General features: G+C 62.9%; 15 protein-coding genes and 1 pseudogene. 11 read left to right on the forward strand and 5 right to left on the reverse strand.

Going from position 1 to position 22,306, the window contains the following annotated elements; translation table 11 throughout:
- Positions 1-73 precede the first annotated feature (73 nt).
- Both N1058_RS23500 and N1058_RS23505 read right to left on the reverse strand, forming a co-directional pair.
- Entirely contained in the window at positions 74-652 is a 579-nt protein-coding gene (locus N1058_RS23500; RefSeq protein WP_265520014.1) for a 2,4'-dihydroxyacetophenone dioxygenase family protein, read from the reverse strand.
- Positions 653-685: 33 nt separating this feature from the next.
- Positions 686-2,374, reverse strand: a complete 1,689-nt coding sequence (locus N1058_RS23505) for a thiamine pyrophosphate-requiring protein (RefSeq protein WP_265520015.1) — start codon at positions 2,372-2,374, stop codon at positions 686-688.
- A gap of 269 nt (positions 2,375-2,643) precedes the next feature.
- Between N1058_RS23505 and N1058_RS23510 the strand changes: the two genes are divergently transcribed.
- From N1058_RS23510 to N1058_RS24195, 4 genes are all read left to right on the forward strand, one after another.
- Entirely contained in the window at positions 2,644-3,705 is a 1,062-nt protein-coding gene (locus N1058_RS23510; RefSeq protein ID WP_420848040.1) for a TRAP transporter substrate-binding protein, read from the forward strand.
- A 1-nt stretch (position 3,706) separates the two neighbouring features.
- A complete protein-coding gene (locus N1058_RS23515) occupies positions 3,707-4,231 on the forward strand; it encodes a TRAP transporter small permease (protein ID WP_265520016.1) in 525 nt (174 codons plus the stop codon).
- Positions 4,232-4,304: 73 nt separating this feature from the next.
- Complete coding sequence (locus N1058_RS23520; RefSeq protein ID WP_265520017.1) at positions 4,305-5,627, forward strand: TRAP transporter large permease; 1,323 nt, start codon at positions 4,305-4,307, stop codon at positions 5,625-5,627.
- Between the two features lie 125 nt (positions 5,628-5,752).
- On the forward strand, positions 5,753-6,547 hold the full coding sequence (locus N1058_RS24195; protein ID WP_265520018.1) for an IclR family transcriptional regulator: 795 nt from the start codon (positions 5,753-5,755) through the stop codon (positions 6,545-6,547).
- Positions 6,548-6,800: 253 nt separating this feature from the next.
- On the opposite strand, the gene N1058_RS23530 is transcribed toward N1058_RS24195, so the two are convergent.
- From N1058_RS23530 to N1058_RS23540, 3 genes and pseudogenes are all read right to left on the reverse strand, one after another.
- Positions 6,801-6,950 (reverse strand): hypothetical protein, encoded by a 150-nt coding sequence (locus N1058_RS23530; protein WP_265520019.1) that lies wholly within the window; start codon positions 6,948-6,950, stop codon positions 6,801-6,803.
- 1,082 nt (positions 6,951-8,032) lie between these two features.
- Positions 8,033-8,731: pseudogene (locus tag N1058_RS23535) on the reverse strand (integrase core domain-containing protein).
- A gap of 282 nt (positions 8,732-9,013) precedes the next feature.
- Positions 9,014-10,093, reverse strand: coding sequence for a LacI family DNA-binding transcriptional regulator (locus N1058_RS23540; RefSeq protein ID WP_265520020.1), 1,080 nt, complete (start codon positions 10,091-10,093; stop codon positions 9,014-9,016).
- Positions 10,094-10,260: 167 nt separating this feature from the next.
- Between N1058_RS23540 and N1058_RS23545 the strand changes: the two genes are divergently transcribed.
- From N1058_RS23545 to N1058_RS23575, 7 genes are all read left to right on the forward strand, one after another.
- Complete coding sequence (locus tag N1058_RS23545) at positions 10,261-11,295, forward strand: TRAP transporter substrate-binding protein (RefSeq protein ID WP_265520021.1); 1,035 nt, start codon at positions 10,261-10,263, stop codon at positions 11,293-11,295.
- 124 nt (positions 11,296-11,419) lie between these two features.
- A complete protein-coding gene (locus N1058_RS23550; protein WP_265520022.1) occupies positions 11,420-11,941 on the forward strand; it encodes a TRAP transporter small permease in 522 nt (173 codons plus the stop codon).
- Positions 11,938-13,215: a TRAP transporter large permease gene (locus N1058_RS23555; protein WP_265520023.1), complete on the forward strand. Its 1,278-nt coding sequence runs from the start codon at positions 11,938-11,940 to the stop codon at positions 13,213-13,215. The genes N1058_RS23550 and N1058_RS23555 overlap by 4 nt, the downstream gene beginning before the upstream one ends.
- 9 nt (positions 13,216-13,224) lie before the next feature.
- Entirely contained in the window at positions 13,225-13,764 is a 540-nt protein-coding gene (locus N1058_RS23560; RefSeq protein ID WP_265520024.1) for a VOC family protein, read from the forward strand.
- Positions 13,765-13,771: 7 nt separating this feature from the next.
- Complete coding sequence (locus N1058_RS23565; protein ID WP_265520025.1) at positions 13,772-15,046, forward strand: ribulose-bisphosphate carboxylase large subunit family protein; 1,275 nt, start codon at positions 13,772-13,774, stop codon at positions 15,044-15,046.
- Between the two features lie 2 nt (positions 15,047-15,048).
- The gene (locus N1058_RS23570) at positions 15,049-16,377 is read left to right on the forward strand and encodes a four-carbon acid sugar kinase family protein (protein ID WP_265520026.1); all 1,329 of its coding nucleotides are present in this window, start codon (positions 15,049-15,051) and stop codon (positions 16,375-16,377) included.
- A 681-nt stretch (positions 16,378-17,058) separates the two neighbouring features.
- Positions 17,059-22,306, forward strand: a 5,248-nt coding sequence (locus N1058_RS23575) for a DUF6923 family protein (RefSeq protein ID WP_265520027.1), incomplete at its 3' end; no start/stop codon positions are given.

The raw sequence follows: 22,306 nt of genomic DNA on the forward strand, positions 1-22,306 counted from the left end.
CCAGCCCGCGCAGTTCCGCCAGCGACAAGCCTTCAAGAGAATCATTCGATAATAGAGCCACGCAAAGCGTGAATCACAAACGCGCTCGCATGCAAACCCCCATTGCCCGGAAATTTGCCCCGGTTACCAGCTTCCCGACATAACCCGCGCCAAGGCCGATCTTTTCGTAATGGTTGCGGCACAGGTCGATATAATTGTGCACGTCGAAGAAGCCGTCCGGTTCGCCCTTCTCATCGAGCCAGATGAGCGGCCCCTTGACCTGAAAGAAGACGCGCATCGGATCCGCGTGCTCGTAGGCTACCAGCGTGTGCCCCTCACCCGGCGTCTCATAGACGAAATCACCGGCCGTCGCCGTCCAGTCGTGCTCCAGGTAGCCCCATTTTCCCGAGATCGTGTAGGCGAACACCTCGTGCGGATGGTAGTGACGGTTCACCAGCCCTGCACTCTTGGCCATCAGTATGTCGCACCATTTGTTCTGTGTCGGCGAAATCCACAATGGGCGCGAGGAAACGGTCTCCGTGAACGGCACGTAATAGCGCTCATCCTCTGTCGGCGCGTCGGCCAGATAGACCTCCGGGAGCGCGTCGCGCTGGAATACTTTCTCGATCGGTTTCAAGTCCCTCCAGAATTCGGTCGTCGGCGACTCCGCCATGGCTTTTCTCCTCGCTTCTCGGCTGGGTTTGATTCACGGGCGCACATGCACGTCGATCAGCGCAAGGCCCCGCTTCTCGTCAATATGACGCAGCGCCTCGGCGATGACCGCCGGAAGTTCTGCGCCGTCGCGTACGGTGCGGGCAAAGGCGCGGCTCGCCTCCGCCACGCGCGCGAAATCGGGTATGGGCGAAAGGCCGGTCAGTGGCATTGCGTTGGTGCGCGAAGCATATCCATCGGGATAGATGCCGAGCACGGAATGGCGCACAGCACCCCATTCGGCATTGTTGAGAATGATCACCAAGACGGGCAGTTCCAACGCCTCCGCGATCTGATGACAGGCGACGGGATTGGCGAACATATAAGAGCCGTCGCCCATGGTGGCGACGATCAGTCGGTCGCGCTCGGCAAGCTGCATGCCCAGCGCGGCGGGAAAGGCCCAGCCGAGCCCGCCCGAATGCGGCTCCTGGTACCAAGCTTTTGGGTGATCGAGACTCATGGGCGCCATCGGGCAGCCGAGTTCGGAGAAGACCGACGCCCCCCGCCCCTCGATAGCGCGCGAAAGGCACAGGCTTACCCATTCCTTGGTCATCGGTGCGCCCTGCCCGGCTTCTGCTTGCCCGATGGCGCGCGCCCGCGCGGTACGGTTGGCCGCGGCGAGTGCCTCTCGCCGTGCTTCGCCGGGTACGTTCCCCTCTGGCTTCAGTGTTTCCATTGCCGCTTTCAGCGCTACGAGCCCATCCTCCACCTCGCAGGCAAGCCCGATATCGCAGCGGAAATTGCGTACTGGAAAGCGGCTGTAGAGTGGATCCTGTCCCAGATGGACCACCCGGCAGGTGGCGGCAGGGCGATGGCGGTCGGGTGCCCAGGGAGCCAGCGAATCGATGACGAGGATGACATCGGCCTTCTCGATCAAGGAACCCGGATCGGCCGGCGCAGCCATCGGATGATCGAGCGGCAGGGCAAGTCGCACGGCCCAATACTGGCAGACCGGAATGGCCCATTCCGCCGCAATGGCCTGCAAGGCAGAAAAGCCCGCTTCCCCGCCTGCCCCGCGCTGGGCTATGATCAATGGATTGCGTGCCTCGGCAAGGAGCCTGGCAGCCGCCTGCAGCCCTTCCGGATGGACACCCGTGACAGCCGGGGTCATGATGGCGTCACGGCCTATCCCGGCGGACGGGGACGGCTGGCAAAGAACCTCGCGCGGAAGGCTGACGTAAACCGGGCCGCGCGGCGCGGAATCAGCGATTGCCAGCGCCCGGTCGACGATCTCCTCCACCTGCTCGGGGAAACGCAACTCGTAGTCCCATTTGCAGGCTTCACGGACCAGCGCCGTCTGGTCGCGCATCTCCTGGCCCCAGCCGATAGGCACGGTCCGCGCACCCAGCCGATCCTTCTCCGTCGTCGGCGTGCGGCCGGAGAAAAGCAGCATAGGCACGTGTTCCGTTGCTGCGTTGATGGCCCCGATGGCGCAATTGGCAAGGCCCACATTGGTGTGCGCCATCACCGCCTGCGGGCGCCCCGTCGCCAAATAATAGCCGTGCGCCATTCCCATGGCCGCGGCTTCATGCGGCATGACGAGAGCGCGCGGCAGCGATATGCCCTTGGCCTCCGCCTCCGCAAGCCCTTCGATCACCGGCGGGAAATCAGTCCCCGAATTGGCGAAGATATAGTCGATCCCAAGGGTTTTCATGCGCGCCAGCAGGGCTCCGCCGGCGGTCATCTGCAGGTCTTCCTTCGGTCGACATTCGTTCTTCAAAGCTGGATCCAACTGGATATCATTTCTATATTTGAAATCTGTAATTCAATTATAGATTGACAATAGAATTTGCCGCCGTCAATCTCTTTTGGCGGATTTCGATGTCGCAGCGTTGGAAGGCCACGGTCCGCGAGGAGCAGCGGGCCCTGGGATGAGGGAAAGCCGTGATCGGCGGGTGTGGGTCGTGATTGATCTCGCGCCTGATTTCGTTTGAACTGAACCGGGAGGAAGAAATGAAACCACTATCTGGAGCGCGCCGCGCCGCCTGTCTCGTCACCGGGGCAACCCTTGCGATGCTGGGCTTCGCCGGGACCGGCCTTGCCCAGGAAACCATCACGCTGAAGCTGCACCATTTCCTGGGCCCCAACGCCCCGGCGCAAACCGACATGCTGGCTCCTTGGGCCGAACGCATCGAAGAGGCATCTGAAGGTCGCGTTCAAATCGAGATTTTTCCCGCGATGTCGCTGGGCGGACGCCCACCGGAACTCATCAACCAGGTGCGCGACGGCGTTGTCGACATCGTGTGGACGGTGAACGGCTACACGGCCGGTCTTTTCCCCCGCTCGGAAGTCTTCGAGCTTCCCTTCATCCACACCAACGACCCGGTCGCCACCAACCTGGCCATGCGCGAGATGTTCGACGAATATCTGGCCGAGGAATATTCCGGCATCAAGGTCCTATTCAACCATGTCCACGCCGGCCAGGCGATCCACATGGTCGACCAGGAGGTGCGCAGCCCGGACGATCTGGCAGGCAAGCGCATCCGCATCCCGACGCGCACCGGCGCCTGGGTAGTGGAGGCACTGGGCGCCAATCCTGTTTCCATGCCCGTTCCTGACCTGCCCCAGTCGCTGTCGCGCAAGGTGGTCGACGGCGCCCTCATCCCGTGGGAGATCATCCCCGCCCTGAAACTGCAGGACCTGACCGACTACCAGATCGAGGGTGCCGACAAGACCCGCTTCGGCACGACCACGTTCCAAGTGTCAATGAATCAGGCGAAGTGGGACAGCCTACCCGAGGATATCCGGCAGATTTTCCTCGACAATTCGGGTGATGAATGGGTGCGTGAGGTCGGCCGCATATGGCGTGACATCGATGACAAGGGCATCGCACTCGCCGTCGAGGCCGGCAATAATCACATTACCTTGACCGAAGAGGAGACCGGAGCGTTTCAGACGACTCTGGAGCCCGTAGTGGAGCGCTGGGTCGAGGAAGTCAGCACCAAGGGCATCGACGGCAATGCGCTCGTCGAGGCGGCCCGGGCAGCCATCGCGCAGCACACGCAAAGCAACTGAGATGACGCATCGGACGGGCATGATGGCGCGACTGACGGCAATACTGCGCCGCGCCATCGAATACTGGGCCGTCGCCGGCGGGATCGTTCTTCTGGGGGTGGTGCTGGTCAACGCGCTGAGCCTGACCAGCTTCATCGTGGCGGGCAGTCCCTTTCCCGGCGATTTCGAGATCGTCGAAGTCGGCGTCGCGGTCGCCGTTTTTACCTTCCTGCCCTATTGCCAGCTCTCCGGCGCCAATGTCACCGCCGACATCTTCACTTCGGGCGCCGGTCCCCGGCTTCTGGCCGGGCTGACCGCGGTCGCGTCTGCAGTCGCCGCCCTCTTCGCGGCATTCCTGTTTTCACGCATGTATGCAGGCTTTCACGATTTGCGGCTCTATGAGGAGACGACGGCGATCTATCAGTTTCCCATCTGGGCTGCCTATCTTCCCATCCTCGTTTCAATCGCCCTGCTTTTTGCCGCCGCGCTGATCACGTTCGTCGATGCTCTCGGCGGCAGGATTCCCGACGAAGGCGGCCCGAGGTGACGGCCGCCGGCCATCTCTTCCACAAGTAGATCAAGACCAGGTTCACTGCGAGCCTGCGAAAGGCGCTGACAACGTGCAGAACGAACTCCTTATCGGCCTCTCCGGACTTGGCATCCTGATCGTCATGATCGTGCTGCGCATGCCCATCGCATACGCCATGATCCTGGTCGGAGCGGGCGGCATCGTCACGCTTTCGGGCCCGCTCGTGCTGATGTCGCAGATGAAGACGCTCGCCTATGGCGTCTTTGCCAACTACGATCTTTCGGTGGTCCCGCTATTCGTGCTGATGGGGCACCTGGCCACCCATGCGGGGCTTTCCCAAAGCCTTTTCCGCGGCGCTAATGCCTGGCTCGGGCGATTCCGCGGCGGCGTGGCCATGTCGGCGGTCGCCGCCTGCGCCGGCTTCGGCGCGGTCTGCGGCTCCTCGCTCGCCACCGCCTCCACCATGGGCCACGTCGCCCTGCCCGAACTCAAGCGCTATCGCTATTCGCCGGCGCTTGCCACGGGCACACTGGCCGCCGGCGGCGTGCTAGGCATCCTGATCCCCCCCTCGGTCGTGCTGGTCGTCTACTCGATAATCGTCGAGGCCAACATCGTTCAGATGTTCGCCGCCGCCCTCATCCCGGGCATCATGGCTGTGATCCTGTTCATCCTGACCATCGCCGTCTATGTGCGCGTGTTTCCCGATTCCGGACCGCGTGCCGACCCGGTTTCGCGGCAGGAATTCCTCACGGCGACCCTGGGCGTGCTACCCGTCGCCATCATTTTCGGCCTTGTCATTGGCGGGATCTATCTGGGCTTCTTCAATCCCACACCCGCCGCCGCCATCGGTGTGTTCCTGGTGCTGGCCTACGGAATTGCCGCCCGGCTCGTGGGCCTCGGCGAGGTACGCGCCGCACTTCTCGCGACAGCCAGGACATCCGGCATGATCTACCTCATCCTGCTGGGCGCGGAACTCCTGGAGATATTCATGTCGCGCGGCGGCGTTCCGCAGGCCGCCGCACAAATGATGGCGACGAGCGGACTGGCGCCGCTTACCATCCTCGTCCTGCTGCTCGCCGCGCTCATCCTGCTCGGCTGCCTGATGGACAGCCTGTCAATGATCCTGCTGGCCATTCCCTTCTTCTGGCCTGTCATCTCCGGTCTCGACTTCGGCATGGGTCCCGAGGAGACGAAGATCTGGTTTGGCATTCTGGCGCTGATCGTTGTCGAACTGGGTTTGATTACGCCGCCGGTCGGCATGAATGTCTTCGTCATCAGTGCGATCGCGCGCGACGTGCCGATGCGCGAAACCTTCAAGGGCGCGCTGCCCTTCTTCCTGGTCGAACTGGTGCGTGTGGCACTTCTGATCGCTTTCCCCTGGCTGGCGCTTGTGCTGCCCGCAATTCTGAAGTAGCGGGCGGCGACTGGATCATTTCACGGAGGTGGTGAAATAACCCAACTACTTGATTTCACGCAATTCCGGACGGAAAATCAGTTTCCACTTTCCTGGAATTGCCTCAATAGGAAACGGATGGGATCGTGGTTGCGCAAATCAATGGTTCGGTGGTTAAGGCGTTCACCATCCTCAAGTTGTTTTCTCAAGAACGCCCTGAACTGACGGCCGCCGACGTGACCCGCGAGACCGGCATGAACGCCATCACCGCACACCGGTTCCTGCGGACGCTCGAACATGTCGGTGCGCTGGTGGCCGTGACCAAGGGTGTCTACCGGCTCGGCTACGTCTTTGCCGATCTCGGCGACCGCGTCCTGCGCAGTGATGCGTTGGCGCGCCTGCTGCAGCCCTTTCTCAATCGCCTGACGGAGGAATTGCAGGAGGCGACGATGGCCACCGTGTTCCGTTCCGACATGGTGACCTGTATCGCCCGCGCCACCTCCAGGCGCTCGCTCTCCGTGGATATCCGCGTCGGTACTCAGCTCGAAGCTTATTGCACGGCGCATGGAAAGACTTGGCTGGCCCACATGCCCGACCACGAGCGCGAACGCTATCTGCAATCCGTGGAGCGTGTACGCTTCACCACGAACACGATAATCGACCTGGAAGCGCTGAATGCGGAACTGGAGAAAGTGCGGGAACAGCGCTACGCCGTAAACGATTCGGAGCGCGAGGACGGCATACGCGCCGTGGCCGTTCCGATCCTCACCCGGACCGGCCGTATGATCGCGGGCATTTCGGCATTCGGACCTTCCAGTCGGTTCACCGAAAGTGCCATGCGCAAGGCCCTGGACCGTTTACGTGCGGCCGCAGAAGAGGTTGAAGACAGCCTCTATGGCGATGAAAGGAGTTCGGTTGGCTCCGACGTCATGGCAAGGTAGGAACCGCCAGTGTGATATATAGGCCGACAGGCCAACCTCGACAGCCATCGCCATGGTGCAAGATCAAAACATTCGTAGCGGATGACTGGCTGACCAATTCGGCGCCGATTTCGGCCACGGCTTCGCGCTGCTGGCGATGGCATTCTCCGGTCTAAACGGCCGACTGAAGTCCGAAATCAATGAGAGGTGACCACCCGCTGTGCGAGCCGCACAACCTGCGACTACACCTCTTCCACGACGGCTTTCCGATTACTTAGACGGCATGGCTGCAGTCCACAGGCGTCACGAATGTCGATCCCGACGATGGCGTACGGTCGTCGGCGACGTCGTCTCCATGAACGGTGGCAGGATCGTCAAGAGGAACGCGCGAATTGCTGTTCTCCGCGCCCGCCCACGAACGCATCGAGCGTTTCCTCAGCAATCTCCTTCATTGAGCAGGCAGGAACGTGAATGGGCAATCTGAATGGCTCGAGGCGACCGAGCTCTCGCTCGACGTCATCTGCATATGGGAGCTGCGACGGGAACGAATACCGCGGGCCGTGGAGAGGCTGCGCGAACTAGGGTCAGGACCTATTAATATGGCCACAATGGTCGGCCTGATTTGTGCGGATACGCGGAGCAGGACCGCAGGAAGACTTTACGTCTTTCAAGGTCTTGCGACAAAGTAGCCCGTGCAAATCAGGCCGATCCGAAGGACGCTCGATAGACCGGCGAGCTGCCGCGTCAAAGCCCTTGACCGGGGGGAAGACCCCGCTCTGCGGGCTTTTCCTTGCATCTCTTGGTCTATCGAACGCCATTGTGGTCATATTAATAGGTCCTGACCCTAGATGTCTTCACCGCATTTGGCGGTCATGGTGATCCCATGTCGCAGGACCGGATGCGTTCCATTGCGGCGAGCCAATTGAAATCCTCCATCCAAACGGACGGGGAGACTGGAGTTACCAGCTTCGATCTTTGTACCGGCTTGCCCGTTTACCGCGGCCAACGATAAAGATGGCGACAGATAGACTTTCAACAGGCCGGCGCACCGTGGTCAAGTTCGAGGGCGCGTAGCACACAGGGTCGTTCAAGTTCTGCGGGACCGCCTACCGTCTTGCCGCGCTTGAGTTTGCAGGGCGGGAGAGGGGAATAGTTGCTTGGTCGTCGGACAAAATGCGCAGAGGCGGCCGAGACTGGCAACGTCAGAAGCGGAACCTGTTCAAGAAACGGCCGTGTAACCATATGGGATGTGACAAGTAGCTTCGCGTCCAACGCAGAAAGTTCTACGCTAGAGAACACGCTACAACCAGCCTACAACTGATTCTGATATGATTCCGGATGAAATACTCCTTGCGTTAGCGGTGTTTTTTGCTTGCGGGGGCAGGATTCGAACCTGTAAGTGTCACTGCAGCAGCGAGATTGCTGATGCACCTCAGCACGCAAATTCAGTCGTTGCACTGTATTGGTGGAAGCGCTCCTCCGCTACCATCGTTAACATGTGCGACCCTAAGACATGGGTGACAATCTCGTGCCGAACGGGTTGTCGATGGTCTGCGAGGTTCTCTGCTCCAGGTCGATATATCCCAGATCATAGCATGAAGCTCACGAGCCAAATGCCATCGTCTACCTCCTTGATTCCGAGCCTGTGACCGGCGAGCACGGATGAGACGTTGATCTTCTTCCTCATCATGCAGATGCGCCCGCAGGCGGTGACGAGGATATCGCGGTCGTGGAAGGGGTAATCCACTCAGGCAGCCCTTCATAGGTTCTTGAAGAAGGGATGTAGAGCTCGGCCGGGGTCTTCATGCCGATGGCCTCGTGCGGACGCTCGTCATTGAATTCGCTGACGAACCGGTCGAAGCGGTCTTGCTGCTGCAGGGCGTTCATGCCCGGCGGCCGGGCCGTCTCCTGCTTCAAGGTGCGATGCATGCGCTCGTGGCGGCCGTTCTGCTGCGGGTTGCCGCGCTTGGTCTCGACGATCAGCCGCTCCATCTGCTCGGGCAACTGGTTGGCGTAGCACACCGGCCGCCGCGAGCGGTCGCACAGAACCTCAACCCCTTCCTGCCGATAGCGGCCCCAGATCTTGTAGCCGGTCTTGCGCGAAATCCCGAACTGACGGCACACATCGCTCATGCCATCCCCGTCCAGAAGGCGGGCAACAAAACGAAGACGTTCCTCCATCACCGAACACTCTCTCCACGGCATCAACACCTCCGGCCAAAAGCCGAAAGTGTCACCCATATGTCCGGTACAAAACGTCACCTATCTCTCAGGTCGCTCACATTGTCCGACCCCGACAATTGTTAGCGCGATATTTGCAAGCAGCTACGTGCGCGGGTTGAGTTTCCCAGATGGAATTGAGATCGCGCCAGGAGCCGCCGATGGATCGGAGCGTCCGTTTTGGGGCCGATTGCGGTCCGTCGCTTTTTTTCGTGTGACCGCATCGAGACATTTTCTGCTGGTCTCGGCGCCCCGCGCCGACAACCCTCAGGGGGAGCGCCGGCCCCGACGCGACGTTGCGGTTCCGCCGGCGACGGAAAGGACGGAGGGAATGTTCTCGCGGAAGAAAACATCCATCTTGACCGGCGGAAGCGCTGACGGATTGAAGGCATGGTCACGTTGGAGGCTGCCGAAGACGCGCAGTGTGGAAGCGAGCAGCACATCAGGGTCCGAGTTGATCACCGTGTCCATGGTGCCTTCGATGAGAAGCCTGCGGGTGTCGGCCGTCAACCCGTGGCCGATGAAGACCACCTCACCGGACCTGCTGTGCTCCCGCAGCGCGCGGCCGATCCCGTCGGAGGAGCCGCCGACATTGTAGATGCCGACAAGATCGGCGTCCTGCTCCAGGAGCGAGAGCGCGTGACGGTAGTTCTCCTCGCGGTCGTCGTGGCCCTCGCGCATGCCGACCACGCGCAGGCCGGGATGCATCTCCTCCAGAAGATCGAGAAATCCCATCTCCCGCTCCGCGTGGGCACGGTAGTTACGGCTTCCCGCCACTAAGGCGACGCTGCCTTCTCGCGTGCGGCAGAAGCGGCCGAGCAGATATCCGGCGGTGCGCCCGGCCGCCTGGTTGTCGAGCCCCACATAGGCATCGCGCAGCGAATGCTGCAGGTCGGAGACGATAGTCACGATGCGCCGCCCGGCGGCGGAGACATCCTCCACCGCCTCGCGCACGAGCGGGTGGTCGATGGCCATGAAGGCGATCCCGTCCGCCCAGCCGGCATGGTGGCGGATGGCCGCGGCTAGCGCGCCGGCATCGAAGCTCTCGATGAAGTAGCAGCGCACCTGGGCTTCATCGCTCGACTTCGACTGGGCGACGGCGCGAACCTTGTCACCGAGGAGCCGAAGATAGGGGTTGCCGCCCATGGGGAGCAGAAAGGCGACATTTGGCGGGCGCGGGTGGATGAGTTGCGCATGCTCGGCTTCGCTCACATAGCCCAGCTCGAGCGCCGCCTTGAGCACGCGCTCGACGGTGCGGGCCTTCACGCCCTTGCGCCGGTTGAGCACCCGGTCGACCGTTGCGAGCGAGACGTTTGCGGCCTCCGCAATGTCGGTCATGAGCGGCATCGGTAGGCCGTCTCCTCGAACTGATGACACCTCAAAAAACCTCAATTTTTCTGGTTTGACCTGAAGCATGCTAGTTCCTAGCCTTGTGTCAAGTAGGCAGCGTCTCTGGAGGAGAGCGTATCAAGGTGCTGTCTATGGCCCGTCAGAACATGTCATGGGAGGACCCGATGAACAGGAATTTGTTGCAGTTTGGCGCACGCCGCATCAGTCGCCGCAACGCCCTTGCGCTCGGCCTGGGCGCGAGTGCGGCCGCCATGCTTCCCGGCCGGTCGCACGCGCAATCGGTGACGCTGCGCTACGGCCACAATAACGAGCCCGCCAGCGTCGCCGGCGCGCAGGCCGACTGGTTTGCCGAAGCGGTGGCCAAGCATTCCGGCGGAGACCTTGCCATCGAGGTCTTCCCGTCCTCGCAATTGGGCAAGCTTCAGGAGCTTGCCGAGGCCGTATCGCTCGGCACCATCGCCTTTTCCCACAACACGGCCGGCGGCATCGGCTCGCTTTACGAGCCCTTTGCAGCCCTGGACACGCCCTATCTCTACCGCGACGTCGATCACCTCATGAAGGTGATGGACGTCAATTCATCGGTCATGCAGGAGTTGAACCAGGGCCTGATCGAGGCGGCCAATGTGCGCGTCATCTACGCGCATTATTTCGGTCGCCGGAACCTGACTGCCAACAAGGCGGTCTATTCGCCGGCCGATCTCGCCGGTGAGAAGATCCGCGCCGTCCCCTTCCCGATCTACACGACCGCGGTGGAGGGCATGGGGGCGGCCGCCATTCCGGTCGACTGGTCGGAGGTGCCGACCGCGCTTGCGACCGGGGTGGTCGCCGGGCAGGAAAACCCAGTGAATGTGATCCTCAACGTCAAGCTCTACGAAGTGCAGTCGCACTTGATGCTCACGGGGCACATGTCCAACGCCGAGGTCGTCGTCATGAACGAGGATGCCTGGCAGGGCTTGTCTGACGCGCATAAGGAAGCCGTCACCGAGGCCGCCGCAGAAATCCGCGACCGCGCCACCAAGGCCATCCAGGACAATGAGGAAAAGGACACGCAAGCCCTGCGCGAGCTGGGCATGACCGTGATCGGTCCCGATGACGGGCTCAAGGTCGATGCCTTCCGCGCCTCGGTCGAGAAGCTTGTCCAGGAGCGCTTCAGCGAGAAGTACGGCGCGCTGTACGAGCAGATCAGGGCGATCGGCTAGAGCGATTTCAGGGAATCGGTGTTCCGGCCCTAATTGCGAAAGAACAAGGAGTTGGATCAGTTCATCGATTCCACAATACGATGAACTGATTTAGGTCCGCGCGTCGCGGATCAGGAGCAAGACCATGCATATCGGCTCCGCCGTCCGGGCGGCAGACAAGATGTTGGAGACAGTCTCGCTGGCCTGCCGGTCCGCGGCAATCATCCTTCTCGCCCTGATGGCCCTGCTCGTCGTCGGTCAGGTGGTGGGCCGAAACGCCTTCGATCTCGGCATGCCGTGGGCTGACGAGCTGGCGCGCTTCAGCGGGATCGCGCTCGTCTTTCTTTGCGTGCCGCTCCTGGCCTTGCGCGGTCAGCATGTCGCAGTCGACCTTGTGCCGATGATGCTGCCGCTACGTCTAAGGCGCTACGCGCTGGCACTGGTCGAAGCAGCGATCCTCGTCTTCTGCCTGCTCACGCTTTACGGCTTCCAGTCTTTCCTCTCCCGCGCCGGCAAGTTCTCCACGCCATCCCTCGGCATGTCGAACTGGTTCTTCTACGCGCCTGCGCTCGCCGGCTTCATGCTCCTTCTTCTGGTCGCCGCTGTCCGCCTTACCGGCCTTCTCCTGGACACCGATTCCGCACCGAAGGACCGTCCGGCATCATGAGCCTCGTCCTCATTCTCGTCTTCGCCGCAACCCTCACGCTTGGTGCACCCGTTGCCGTCTCGCTGGGGCTTTCCTCCGCTGTCGTGATCGTCACTTACGGGCTTCCCGTAAACGTGCTGGCGCAGCGCGCCGTCAACGCGCTGGATTCCACGCCGCTGCTCGCCGTCCCTTTGTTCATTCTCGCCGCAAGCCTCCTCAACGCGATGGGAGTGACGACGCACATCTTCGACCTCGTGCGCCTCCTCGTCGGCCGGATCCGCGGCGCAGTGGCCCAGGTCTCAATCCTCGTCAGCCTCATTTTCTCCGGCGTCTCGGGCGCCGCCCTCGCCGACATCGGTGCGCTGGGCAAGATCCAGATCGACCAGATGACCGGCCAAGGATATCGCAAAAACTTCGCCGCCGGTATCACCATCGCCGCCGCAACCATCGGCCCGATTTTCCCGCCCTCGATACCCATCATCATCTATGCCAGCGTGGCCAACGTCTCGGCCGTGCAGCTCCTGATCGCCGGCATTGTTCCGGCACTCCTCATCACGCTCTTCCTGATGGTCCAGGTCGCCGTCATCGCCCGCATTTACGACCTGCCGCGCGATGTGGTCAGCCCCTCCCTGCGCGCTGTGGTGAAGAAGGCGCTGGTCTCCTTCCCGGCGCTGCTTACGCCGGTGCTTCTCATCGGCGGACTTCTCAGCGGCTGGTTCGGCCCGACCGAGGTCGCCGGCGTCACTGTCGCCTACGCGCTTTTGATCGGCTTTGCGGTCTACCGCTCGTTGACGCTGCGCGCCGTCGGGGAGAGCCTGCGCGAGACGGTGGAGGCCACCGCCAGCATTCTCTTCATCGTGTCTACTGCCGCCGTTTTCGCGTGGGTGCTCACCCTCGACCGCGTGCCGGCGAAGGCGGGCGCCTTCCTGCTCGGCCTGTCGGATGATCCCTTCATCCTGCTCCTGCTCGTCAACATTTTTCTGCTCGTCGTCGGCATGGTGCTGGAATCCATCGCGGCCATCCTCATCATTGCGCCGATCGTCGCCCCCGCCCTCCATGCGGCGGGGGTCGACCCCCTTCAGCTCGGCATCGTCTTCGTGCTCAACCTGATGATCGGACTTCTGACCCCGCCCATCGGCATGAGCCTCTACATGGTGTCGATCGTCGCCAAGATGCCGGTACATGCGGTGATCCGGGGCGTTCTGCCTTTCCTGATACCTCTCCTTCTTTCGCTGCTGGTGGTCTCCGCGGTTCCCGCGGTCTCGACCTGGCTCCCGAGACTTTTCGTGCAATAGGGTTTGAATATGAGCAGATTTTTGGGCTCGATCCGCCAGCTTGGCTACGTGGTCGACGACATCGAAGCCGCCATGGCCCATTGGCATTCCGTCATGGGCGTCGGCCCCTGGTTCTACAATCCCCGAGTGCCGATCGAGGACTACCGCTATGACGGCGAGCCGCACGAGGTCCACAACTCCGTCGCGCTTGCCAATAGCGGCCCCATGCAGGTCGAGTTGATCCAAACACGCAACGACGCCCCCTCCATGTATCGCGACTTCATGCGTGCCGGCCACAAGGGGCTGCAGCATGTCGCCTATTGGACGCAGGACTACGATGCCGACCTCGCCCGCATGGAAGAGGAAGGCTTCAGGCAAAAGATGAGCGGCAGGGTCGGCGCCAATGGCCGCTTCGTCTATTTCGACCGGGAAGCTCATCCCGGCACGGTTATCGAACTCTCCGAGGTCGTAGGGCCGAAGGGGCGGCTGTTCGAGCTGATCCGCGAGGCCTCGGAAGGTTGGGACGGCGCGGAGCCGGTCCGCCCTTTCCCTGACCTCTCCACCTTGTGAAGCGCCGATGAAGGCCGGGACCCTGGAAGCGCAGTACGTGATCGAGACCCCGCTCGAGCCTGAGAGGGTGGCGGCGATCATGGCCGGCGAGCAGAGCAGCGGAACCTTCGTCCGCGTGGCGGGCGAGACGGATGCGCTGCGCGAGCGCGCCGCGGCCGAGGTCCTGTCCGTGGAGGAGCTGGAACCCGTAGCCGCGCCCAGTCTCGCAAGCGCTTATCTGCAGCGCAAGGGCGCCGCCGGCCCGTACCGGCGGGCGAGCGTGAAAATCGCCTTTCCGCTCGCCAATATAGGCGCCAACCTGCCCACCCTGGCCGCGACGGCGGCCGGGAATCTCTATGATCTCGGCGAGGTTACTGGCCTGCGTCTGGTGGATATCGCTCTCCCGCGGACCTATCGCGACCGCTTCGACCGCCCGCCTCTCGGTGTTTCGGGAACGCGCCAGTGGCTCGGCATCGGCGACCGGCCGTTCTTCGGCACGATCATCAAGCCCAATGTCGGCATGGCCGCATCGGAGATCGCGGATCTCGTGGGCCTGCTTTGCGAGGCGGGTGTCGACTTCATCAAGGACGACGAGGTTTGCGCCGATCCGGATCATGCGCCGTTCGCCGAGCGGGTGCCGGCGGTGATGCGGCGGGTCCGCGCCTATCGCGAGGCGACCGGCCGCGACGTCATGGTGGCCTTCAACATCACCGACGAGACCGATGCCATGCGCCGCCACGCCGAGATGGTAGAACGGGAAGGCGGTTCCTGCGTCATGGCGAGCCTCAACTGGTGCGGCCTTTCCGCCCTCCAGACGCTCCGGCGCTCCACGCCGCTTGCCCTCCACGGCCATAGAAACGGTTTCGGCGCCTTCTCGCGCCACCCGTCGCTGGGCATCGGCTTCGACGCCTATCAGGCGCTTTATCGTCTCACCGGCATCGATCACATGCATGTCCACGGCATCGGCGGTAAGTTCTCGGATGCTGCGGAGGAGGTGGCCTCGGCTGCCCGTCGCTGCCTGCAGCCGCTCGCGGCGGATGCGTCGGATGATGATGATGCGGTGCTGCCCGTCTTTTCCTCCGGTCAATGGGCGGGAACTTTGCCTTCGACCCACAACGCCGTGGGCTCGGCCGACTTCATGTTCCTGGCGGGCGGCGGGATCCTCGCCCACCCGGACGGGCCGGCCGCCGGTGTCAGGAGCCTTCGCCAAGCCTATGATGCCGTGGCATCGGGAACACCGCTCGAAAAGGCGGCCGAGCGCCTGCCGGAGCTGCGCGCCGCGCTCGACTTCTTCGGAGGCTGACGGTGGGCGCGGGCGTCGATTACGTCTTCGTCGGCGACGACTTCACCGGCGCATCCGACACCCTGGCGACGCTCGCCCGGGCCGGCCGCTGTGTTCGGCTGTTCCTCGATCCGCCCGATGCGACTGCGATCGCGGAAGAAGGGCTCGACGCTGTCGGCCTCGCCACCGAGTTCCGCGCGCTGCCGGCCGAGGCCATCGCCGCGCAGATGGACGTGCTGGCGCCGCTGCTGAAGGCCCTGTCCCCCCGCATCGTTCACTACAAGGTCTGCTCCACCTTCGATTCCAGCCCCGAAACGGGCAGCATCGGCGCAGCGGCTGCGGTCCTGGAGCGCCATCTCGATCCCGCGCTGTTAGCCGTCCTCGGCGGCCAGCCGAGTCTCGAACGCTACTGCGCGTTCGGCAATCTCTTTGCCCGCGGACCGGACGGCCAAATCCACCGGATCGACCGGCACCCGGTCATGCGCAACCATCCGATCACGCCGATGGCGGAGGCCGACCTGCGCATCCACCTCGCAAGGCAGGGCCTAGAGGACCTGCTGCTCCTGGCGTGGCCGGAGATCGAGGAGCGCCGGACGACCCTCAAGACACATATCGACGAGCTCATGCGCGCGGGGAAGAAGCGCATGTTGTTCGACGTATGTGATCAGGGCCATCTCAAAACGATAGGCGCCGCACTGGGCGGCTGCGGCAGGGATGGCCGCCCGTTGCTGATCGTTGGCGCCAGCAGCGTGGCAGAGGCGCTTTCCGGAGATCTCCAGCCGTCCGGAGTGGCAGCCCCGGCGCAGGGCAGGACGGAGGGCCCGTGCCTCGTCCTGGCAGGCAGCCGGTCGCAGGTCACAGCCGCCCAGGTGAAAGCCGCACGCCGCTTCAGGCCCATGCTGATACAGCCTCGGCACCTGGCGGATGAGACCGCGGCCGGCGCGTTCGCCGCAAGCTGCGCCGCGGCGCTCGCAGCCGGAGAAAACGTGCTGGCCCATCTCGCCCCCACGGAGGATTACCGCTGCAGTGGAGCCAAGCTGTCATGCAAATTGGCGAACCTGGTCGCCGCCATCCTTGATCGACAAGCGGTGTGTGCTCTGGGTGTGGCTGGCGGCGACACGTCGAGCATCATCGTCCGCCGGCTCGGTTTCCGCAGCCTTGCGTTCGAGGAGCAGCTGGACGCAGGCGTGGCGATCTGTTCGGCGGCATCAGACATGCCGAAGAGGGATGGCATGCGCCTGATGCTCAAGGGCGGCCAGGTCGGCTCGAACGCCGTTTTCGATCGCTTCGCCTCTGCGATGAACACAAAATCTCCTACCACTCCGCCCGGCCTTTGGCATCATCGACCATGAATTCTTATACCGTTTCTACGTCTGCGACGGCACCCAAAGAGCCAGCTCCAGTCAGAATGCGAATGGCGCTGTTAAATTGGAATTGATGGTAGCGTCCTGCCAGAAATTCCTGAACTGTTTCAGTGCTAGAGCGGGTTCGACTTATTCCGAGTCATAGCCGGCTACCGGACGGTGACTACCACGCGTTCTCAACCTGCGTTTGACCTTTGCCGAGCAACTCCTGCTGGAGGGCAACATATCAATTGCCGAGATCTCCTATCTGAGCGGGTTTCAGGTCAGAGCCATCTGAGCGCTGCGATGAAGAAGCATCGGCATGCGACACCGGCCCAGATACGGCATAACAGATAGATTTATCTAAGTTTTTAATGATAGCGCCGGCAAAAAGTACAAGAAGAATGATGGGTGCGAGCAGAATGTGGAAAGTCCATAGCAATATGAGGATGAAGGCGCCATTTTGCGCAATATTTTTATACTCACGGCAAAGTCCTGAAATACCACTCGTGAAGGTTGTGCCCTTCTGCTCGGGTTGGAATTGTCCGGTATGGGGCCTTTAAGCCTGGGTATTGATGCAGCGCATCGGATTAAAGAAGAAACCGATGTAATGCTTGGGCGGCGCGGCGTTAGGCCGCGCGGAAGCAGGGCAACACCGCGCCGGATGATTCGCCTACGAGGGGATCGTCCATGCTTAAGCCGGTTTCGCTGCGCGATGTTGCGCGTTGTTTGGCAGGTTATCTCGCCTGTACTGCGCGGCCTCCCTGCCTTTCCCGCTCGCCGGCGTGGCTTTCGTCATTCCCGATGGCATTGAGGATGATGGTGGATCGCGCTGCTTGCGGGACGGTTGGTCGTGCAAGCCGCCAGGCCAGGCTCGGGCTGGCAGCCACCCTGATGTCCGGGATGGCGCTTTGGAGTGGCGACGCGCAAGCGCAGGCGCAGACCCCGTTCGCCGCCTGTACGTCGACCATGTATCTGTCGATCGGCGCCAATCCGACGCAGCTTCACAGCGTCGACACGAGCACCAACCCGTTCACCTTTCCGGCCATCGGCGATGAGGCCACCCCCGGCTACAACGGCATTGGCTACAATCCCACCGACAACTTTATCTACGCGTCGATTTGGGACCCGGATGCCGCGAATGGTGCCGGCAGGCACATTCTTCAGCGCATCGACAGCAATGGTGTCGTGCGGGAATTCGGCGTCATCGCAGGCGGGGGTATCAACACCGATGCCGCGCCCGCCGGGGGCATTGATAATTATCGACGGTGGATCGCCTCTGGCACGTTCGGGACGGACGGCTTCCTCTACCTCAAGCATAACAATCTTTCGGACAGGATGTGGCGCGTCGACGTGTCGAATCTGAATTCGCCGACGGCGACGGCCATAGACCTTGACCAGGCCATAGCCAATGCGGACCTAGCCTGGCACAACGGGCTGATTTACACGCACAACCAAAGCGATAATTGGCTTTATTCGATCGATCCTAACACGGGAGCGGTGGACCCGATCGGCGAGTCAGTCGTCGGTGGCTTTGGGTCGATGATCAGTGCCACAAACGGCGTTTTCGGTCGCGAGAATGGCAATGGCGGGATCTACCAATTCGATACCACGACGGGTGAAGCGACGCTCATCTCTGATTCGCCGAGCGGCGGCGGTGACGGCGCCAAATGCCCCACCACGGCGGTGGTGCTCGACGCCGACCTTGAGATCGACAAGGACGACAGCTCCGAGACTTACGATCGCGGCGGCGAGGTGGAGTACACCATCCTCGTCAGCAACAACGGCCCCTTCGGCGTGCAGAACGCGCTCGTCAACGACGCGCTTCCCGATGGCATCGCCGATGCGACCTGGACCTGCGGCAGCCCGACGAACGGCGCCGTCTGCGTCACGCCCAATGGCACCGGCGACATCGTCGACGCGGCGGTGAACCTGCCCGCCAATTCTTCGGTCACCTTCACGCTGACTATGCAGGTGCCGCTGAGCTTCACCGGCGAACTCACCAACACCGCCACGGTGACGAATCCCGAGGGCTTCCCCGATCCGACCCCGGCCAACAACACCGATTCCGACACCGACATCGCCGCGCCGCTGCTGACGCTCGAGAAGCAGGTGACGAACGACGATGGCGGTACGGCAACCACGGCGGATTTCACGCTGAGCGCCGATGGGCCGGAGACCATCACCGGCATAAGCGGCAGCGCTGATGTGACGGACGTCCCTGTGACCGCCGGCACCTATACGCTGAGCGAGACGAACCAGCCGGGCTACGACGCGAGCGAATATAGCTGCGTGGTCGATGGCGGTTCGCCCGTCACCGGCAACTCGATCACGCTCGCAAACGAGCAGACCGCCGTCTGCACGATCACCAATGATGATGAGCCAGGGACGCTGACGCTGCGCAAAACGCTCGTCAACAATGATGGCGGCATTGCCGGAGCGGAGGACTTCATCCTGACGGCATCGGGTCCGGCCAACATCTCCGGCCCGACGGGCGATCCCGCGGTGACGGATGCGGTCGTCCCGGCAGGCAGCTACGTCCTCGGCGAGAACGGCCCGGCCGGCTACACCGCCGGCACCTATCGCTGCTCCATCGACGGCGGTGCGCCGGTGGCCAGCAACAACCTGAACCTGGGCAGCGGCCAGAGCGCCGTCTGCACCATCACCAACGACGACATCCCGCCCGACGTTTCGATCAACAAGGCGCTGGTCGACGAGAGCATCGCTGACGATCTCTTCCCGCAGGACGGCGAGTTCCTCACCTACGAGATCACGCTCACGAACACGGGTGGCACGGCGTCGAACTACGAGATCGCCGACATTCTGGACGGCAATGTCGTGTTCCAGAGCGCCTCCCACGGCGGCACGCTCGCCGGCAACGAGGTGCAGTGGACGCTGACCGTGCCAGCGCAGGACGGGGTTGTTCCGGGCACCATGGTGCTTCAGGTGGTAGTGCAGGTCATCAATCCGCTGCCCCCTGGCGAGCAGGTGGTCAACAGCGCCAAGACGCCGACCGAACCGCCCCCGCCCTGCCCGTCGGCACAATGCGTGGTCCTCCCGCCGCCGCCCTTCGTCGAAAGCGAGAAGCAGCTCGTTGCCGAAAGTGGCAGCACGGCCGGCGTTGCCGAACCCGGCGAGCAGCTCACCTACCAGATCACGCTACGCAATTCGGGCAGCACCACATCGGACTATGACCATCGCGACCTGCTCGACCCGAATACGAACTTCGTCTTGGCCGACAACAGCGGCGCGCATTCGGGGGGCAGCCCCGGCGGCCAGGTGGACTGGACGGACCTGACGGTCCCCGGCGGCACGCCTTCCACGCCCGGCGTCCTGACGCTCGAGGTTGTCGTCACGGTGGTCGACCCCATACCCGGCGGCGTGTCGCGCCTCACCAATATCGCCTACGATCCGACGGAGCCCGTGCCCGATTGCCCGGCGCCGCAATGCGTCATCACCCCGGTGCCGGGAGTTGTCGACAAGGAGAAGCTCCTCGTCTCAGAGGACGGCACACGGCCGGGCGTGGCCGAGCCCGGAGAGCGGCTCACCTATGAGATCACCCTCACCAATACGGGCGGTTCGGTAACCGGATACGAGGTCGAGGACCGGCTCGATCCCAACACCAGTTTCATCTCCGCCACGGATGGCGGCACGGAAAGTGGCGGCACGGTAACGTGGAGCGGGCTTGCCATCGACGCGCATGACGGAACAACGCCGGGCGAGCGCGTCCTGACCGTCGTGGTGGAAGTCGATGACCCGCTGGATCCAGGTGTGGTGCAACTCACCAACATCGCCGCCGAGCCGGGCGAAACGGTGGACTGCGAGCAAACACCGCAGCAATGCGTGACAACGTCCGCGGCCCCGCAGATCACCAAGCTTAAGGAGCTGGTAAACGAGAGCGGCACACTGGCCAACGTCGCCGAGGCCGGTGAGACACTCACCTACCGCATTAGGGTGACCAATGAGGGCGGCGCCGACCCGGATTACCGGCTTCAGGATCTGCTCGACCCCAACACCACCTTCACCGGCGCCGACAATGGCGGCCAGCTGATGGGCGATCACGTGGCCTGGGCGCTCGCCGTGCCCGCCCACGACGGGACCAATCCCGGCGTGCGCGTAGTGACGGTCACGGTGAGGGTGGACGAGCCGATCGCCAAGGGCGTCACGCAGCTCACCAATATAGCCCGCGAGCCAGGCGAGACCATCGATTGCCAGGTCACGCCGAGGCCGCCGGAATGCGTGATCACGCAGACCGGCCCGAATGTATCGTCTGAAAAGCTTCTCATGGCCGAAAGCGGCTCGACCAGTGGCATGGCCGAGCCGGGCGAGGATCTCACCTATGAGATCACCCTTACAAATACGGGCGGCGTAGCGCATTCCAATTACGGCCTGATCGACGCATACGGCTCCAATGTCACCATCGTCGATGCCGGCGGCGGCACGGACGAGGGCAGCTGGATCCGCTGGAGCGGCCTGACGGTCCCGGCACAGACCGGCAGCACGCCCGGCACGCTGGTGCTGACCGTCGTTACCCGGGTCGACGATCCCCTGCCGTCGGGCGTGACGAGGCTTCGCAACATCATCAAGCGCAATCCCACGGATCCGGACCCGGAATGCCCCTCCGTGCAATGCGTGGACATTTCCACCACCGCCAACGTCACGCCGGTGAAGCGGCTGGTGTTAGAGGACGGCAGCACCGCTGGCATCGCCGAGCCGGGGGAGCAACTGACCTACGAAATCACCCTGACGAACGAAGCCGGCGCAACCAACGACTACGCTGTCGAGGACGTTCTCGACCCGAACATGGTGTTCGTCTCGGCGGATAATGATGGCGTGCATTCTGGCGAAAGCTCGGGCGGAATCGTGGAATGGTCAGGGCTTCATGTACCGGGCCATGACGGGACGAACCCTGGAGTGCTCGTGCTCACCGCCGTCGTCGAGGTGCTCGATCCGCTGCCCGACGACGCGGTCTCCCTCAGAAACATCATCCGGGAGCCCGGCGGACCGGACCCCGAGTGCCCATCGGACCAGTGCGTGATGCTTGATCCGCAAAAGCCTGCGCTCACGTTGCTCAAGGAGGGTGCGTACGAGGATTCCGACGGCAACGGTTTCGCCAATCCGGGTGATACGATGCGCTTCAGCTTCACTATCACCAATGGGGGCAATGTTCCGGTCGTCGATGTCTACCCGCAAGACGATGGGCCCACCTTCAACGATAAGGGAGGCACTGGCGAACTCTCCGCCTACGATCCGGACCCGACAAGGGAGCAAGTGACGCTGGATCCCGGCGAGGAACAAGTTTTCACGGCCAGTTATGTGCTGACGCAGACCGACATCGACAACGGTGCAGGCGTCGCGGACGGCGTCGAGAACGAGGCGACGGCGGTTGGCTATGTCAATGGCACCCGGACCAACGGCACGCCCGTTGAATCCGAGTTGAGCGCAACGACACTGGCGCTCCCCTCGGCGGCGAGCACGGTTTCGATCACCAAGGTTGCGGTGTTGCGGAAAATCCGGCGTGGCGAGCAGGCGCCGTTCGTGATCCGGCTGACCAACAATGCCGGTTCGCGGGCCGACGGGATCACGGTGACGGACACGATGCCGTCGGGCTTCCGTTTTGTGGACGGCTCGGCAACGGTGGACGGCGTGGCGGTGACGCCGGTGGTCCAGGGCCGGAAGGTAGTCTTCGAGGCTCTTTCGCTGGCCGGCAATGGCGAGCTTGAGATCCGGCTCCGGATGCTGGCGCTGAGCTCGGCCGGCCCTGGCGAGCATGTGAACCGGGCCAGCGCGACGGACGCGTCGGGTACTTTGCTTGCGCCGCCGGCGACGGCGGTTGTGGAGATCCTGGTCGAGCCGGTGTTCGACTGCGGCGACATCATCGGCAAGGTGTTCGACGATGAGAACGGCAATGGCTACCAGGACGACGGCGAGCCGGGCT

This window comes from Nitratireductor luteus, assembly GCF_026162365.1.
GTDB lineage: Bacteria > Pseudomonadota > Alphaproteobacteria > Rhizobiales > Rhizobiaceae > Chelativorans > Chelativorans luteus.

Bases quoted from the DNA above. Each gene is read 5' to 3' on its own strand.
- N1058_RS23500 (WP_265520014.1), bottom strand. From the start codon at position 652: ATGGCGGAGTCGCCGACGACCGAATTCTGGAGGGACTTGAAACCGATC.
- N1058_RS23505 (WP_265520015.1), bottom strand. From the start codon at position 2,374: ATGACCGCCGGCGGAGCCCTGCTGGCGCGCATGAAAACCCTTGGGATC.
- N1058_RS23510 (WP_420848040.1), top strand. From the start codon at position 2,644: ATGAAACCACTATCTGGAGCGCGCCGCGCCGCCTGTCTCGTCACCGGG.
- N1058_RS23515 (WP_265520016.1), top strand. From the start codon at position 3,707: ATGACGCATCGGACGGGCATGATGGCGCGACTGACGGCAATACTGCGC.
- N1058_RS23530 (WP_265520019.1), bottom strand. From the start codon at position 6,950: ATGCGTTCGTGGGCGGGCGCGGAGAACAGCAATTCGCGCGTTCCTCTT.
- N1058_RS23540 (WP_265520020.1), bottom strand. From the start codon at position 10,093: ATGCCGCTCATGACCGACATTGCGGAGGCCGCAAACGTCTCGCTCGCA.
- N1058_RS23545 (WP_265520021.1), top strand. From the start codon at position 10,261: ATGAACAGGAATTTGTTGCAGTTTGGCGCACGCCGCATCAGTCGCCGC.
- N1058_RS23550 (WP_265520022.1), top strand. From the start codon at position 11,420: ATGCATATCGGCTCCGCCGTCCGGGCGGCAGACAAGATGTTGGAGACA.
- N1058_RS23555 (WP_265520023.1), top strand. From the start codon at position 11,938: ATGAGCCTCGTCCTCATTCTCGTCTTCGCCGCAACCCTCACGCTTGGT.
- N1058_RS23560 (WP_265520024.1), top strand. From the start codon at position 13,225: ATGAGCAGATTTTTGGGCTCGATCCGCCAGCTTGGCTACGTGGTCGAC.
- N1058_RS23565 (WP_265520025.1), top strand. From the start codon at position 13,772: ATGAAGGCCGGGACCCTGGAAGCGCAGTACGTGATCGAGACCCCGCTC.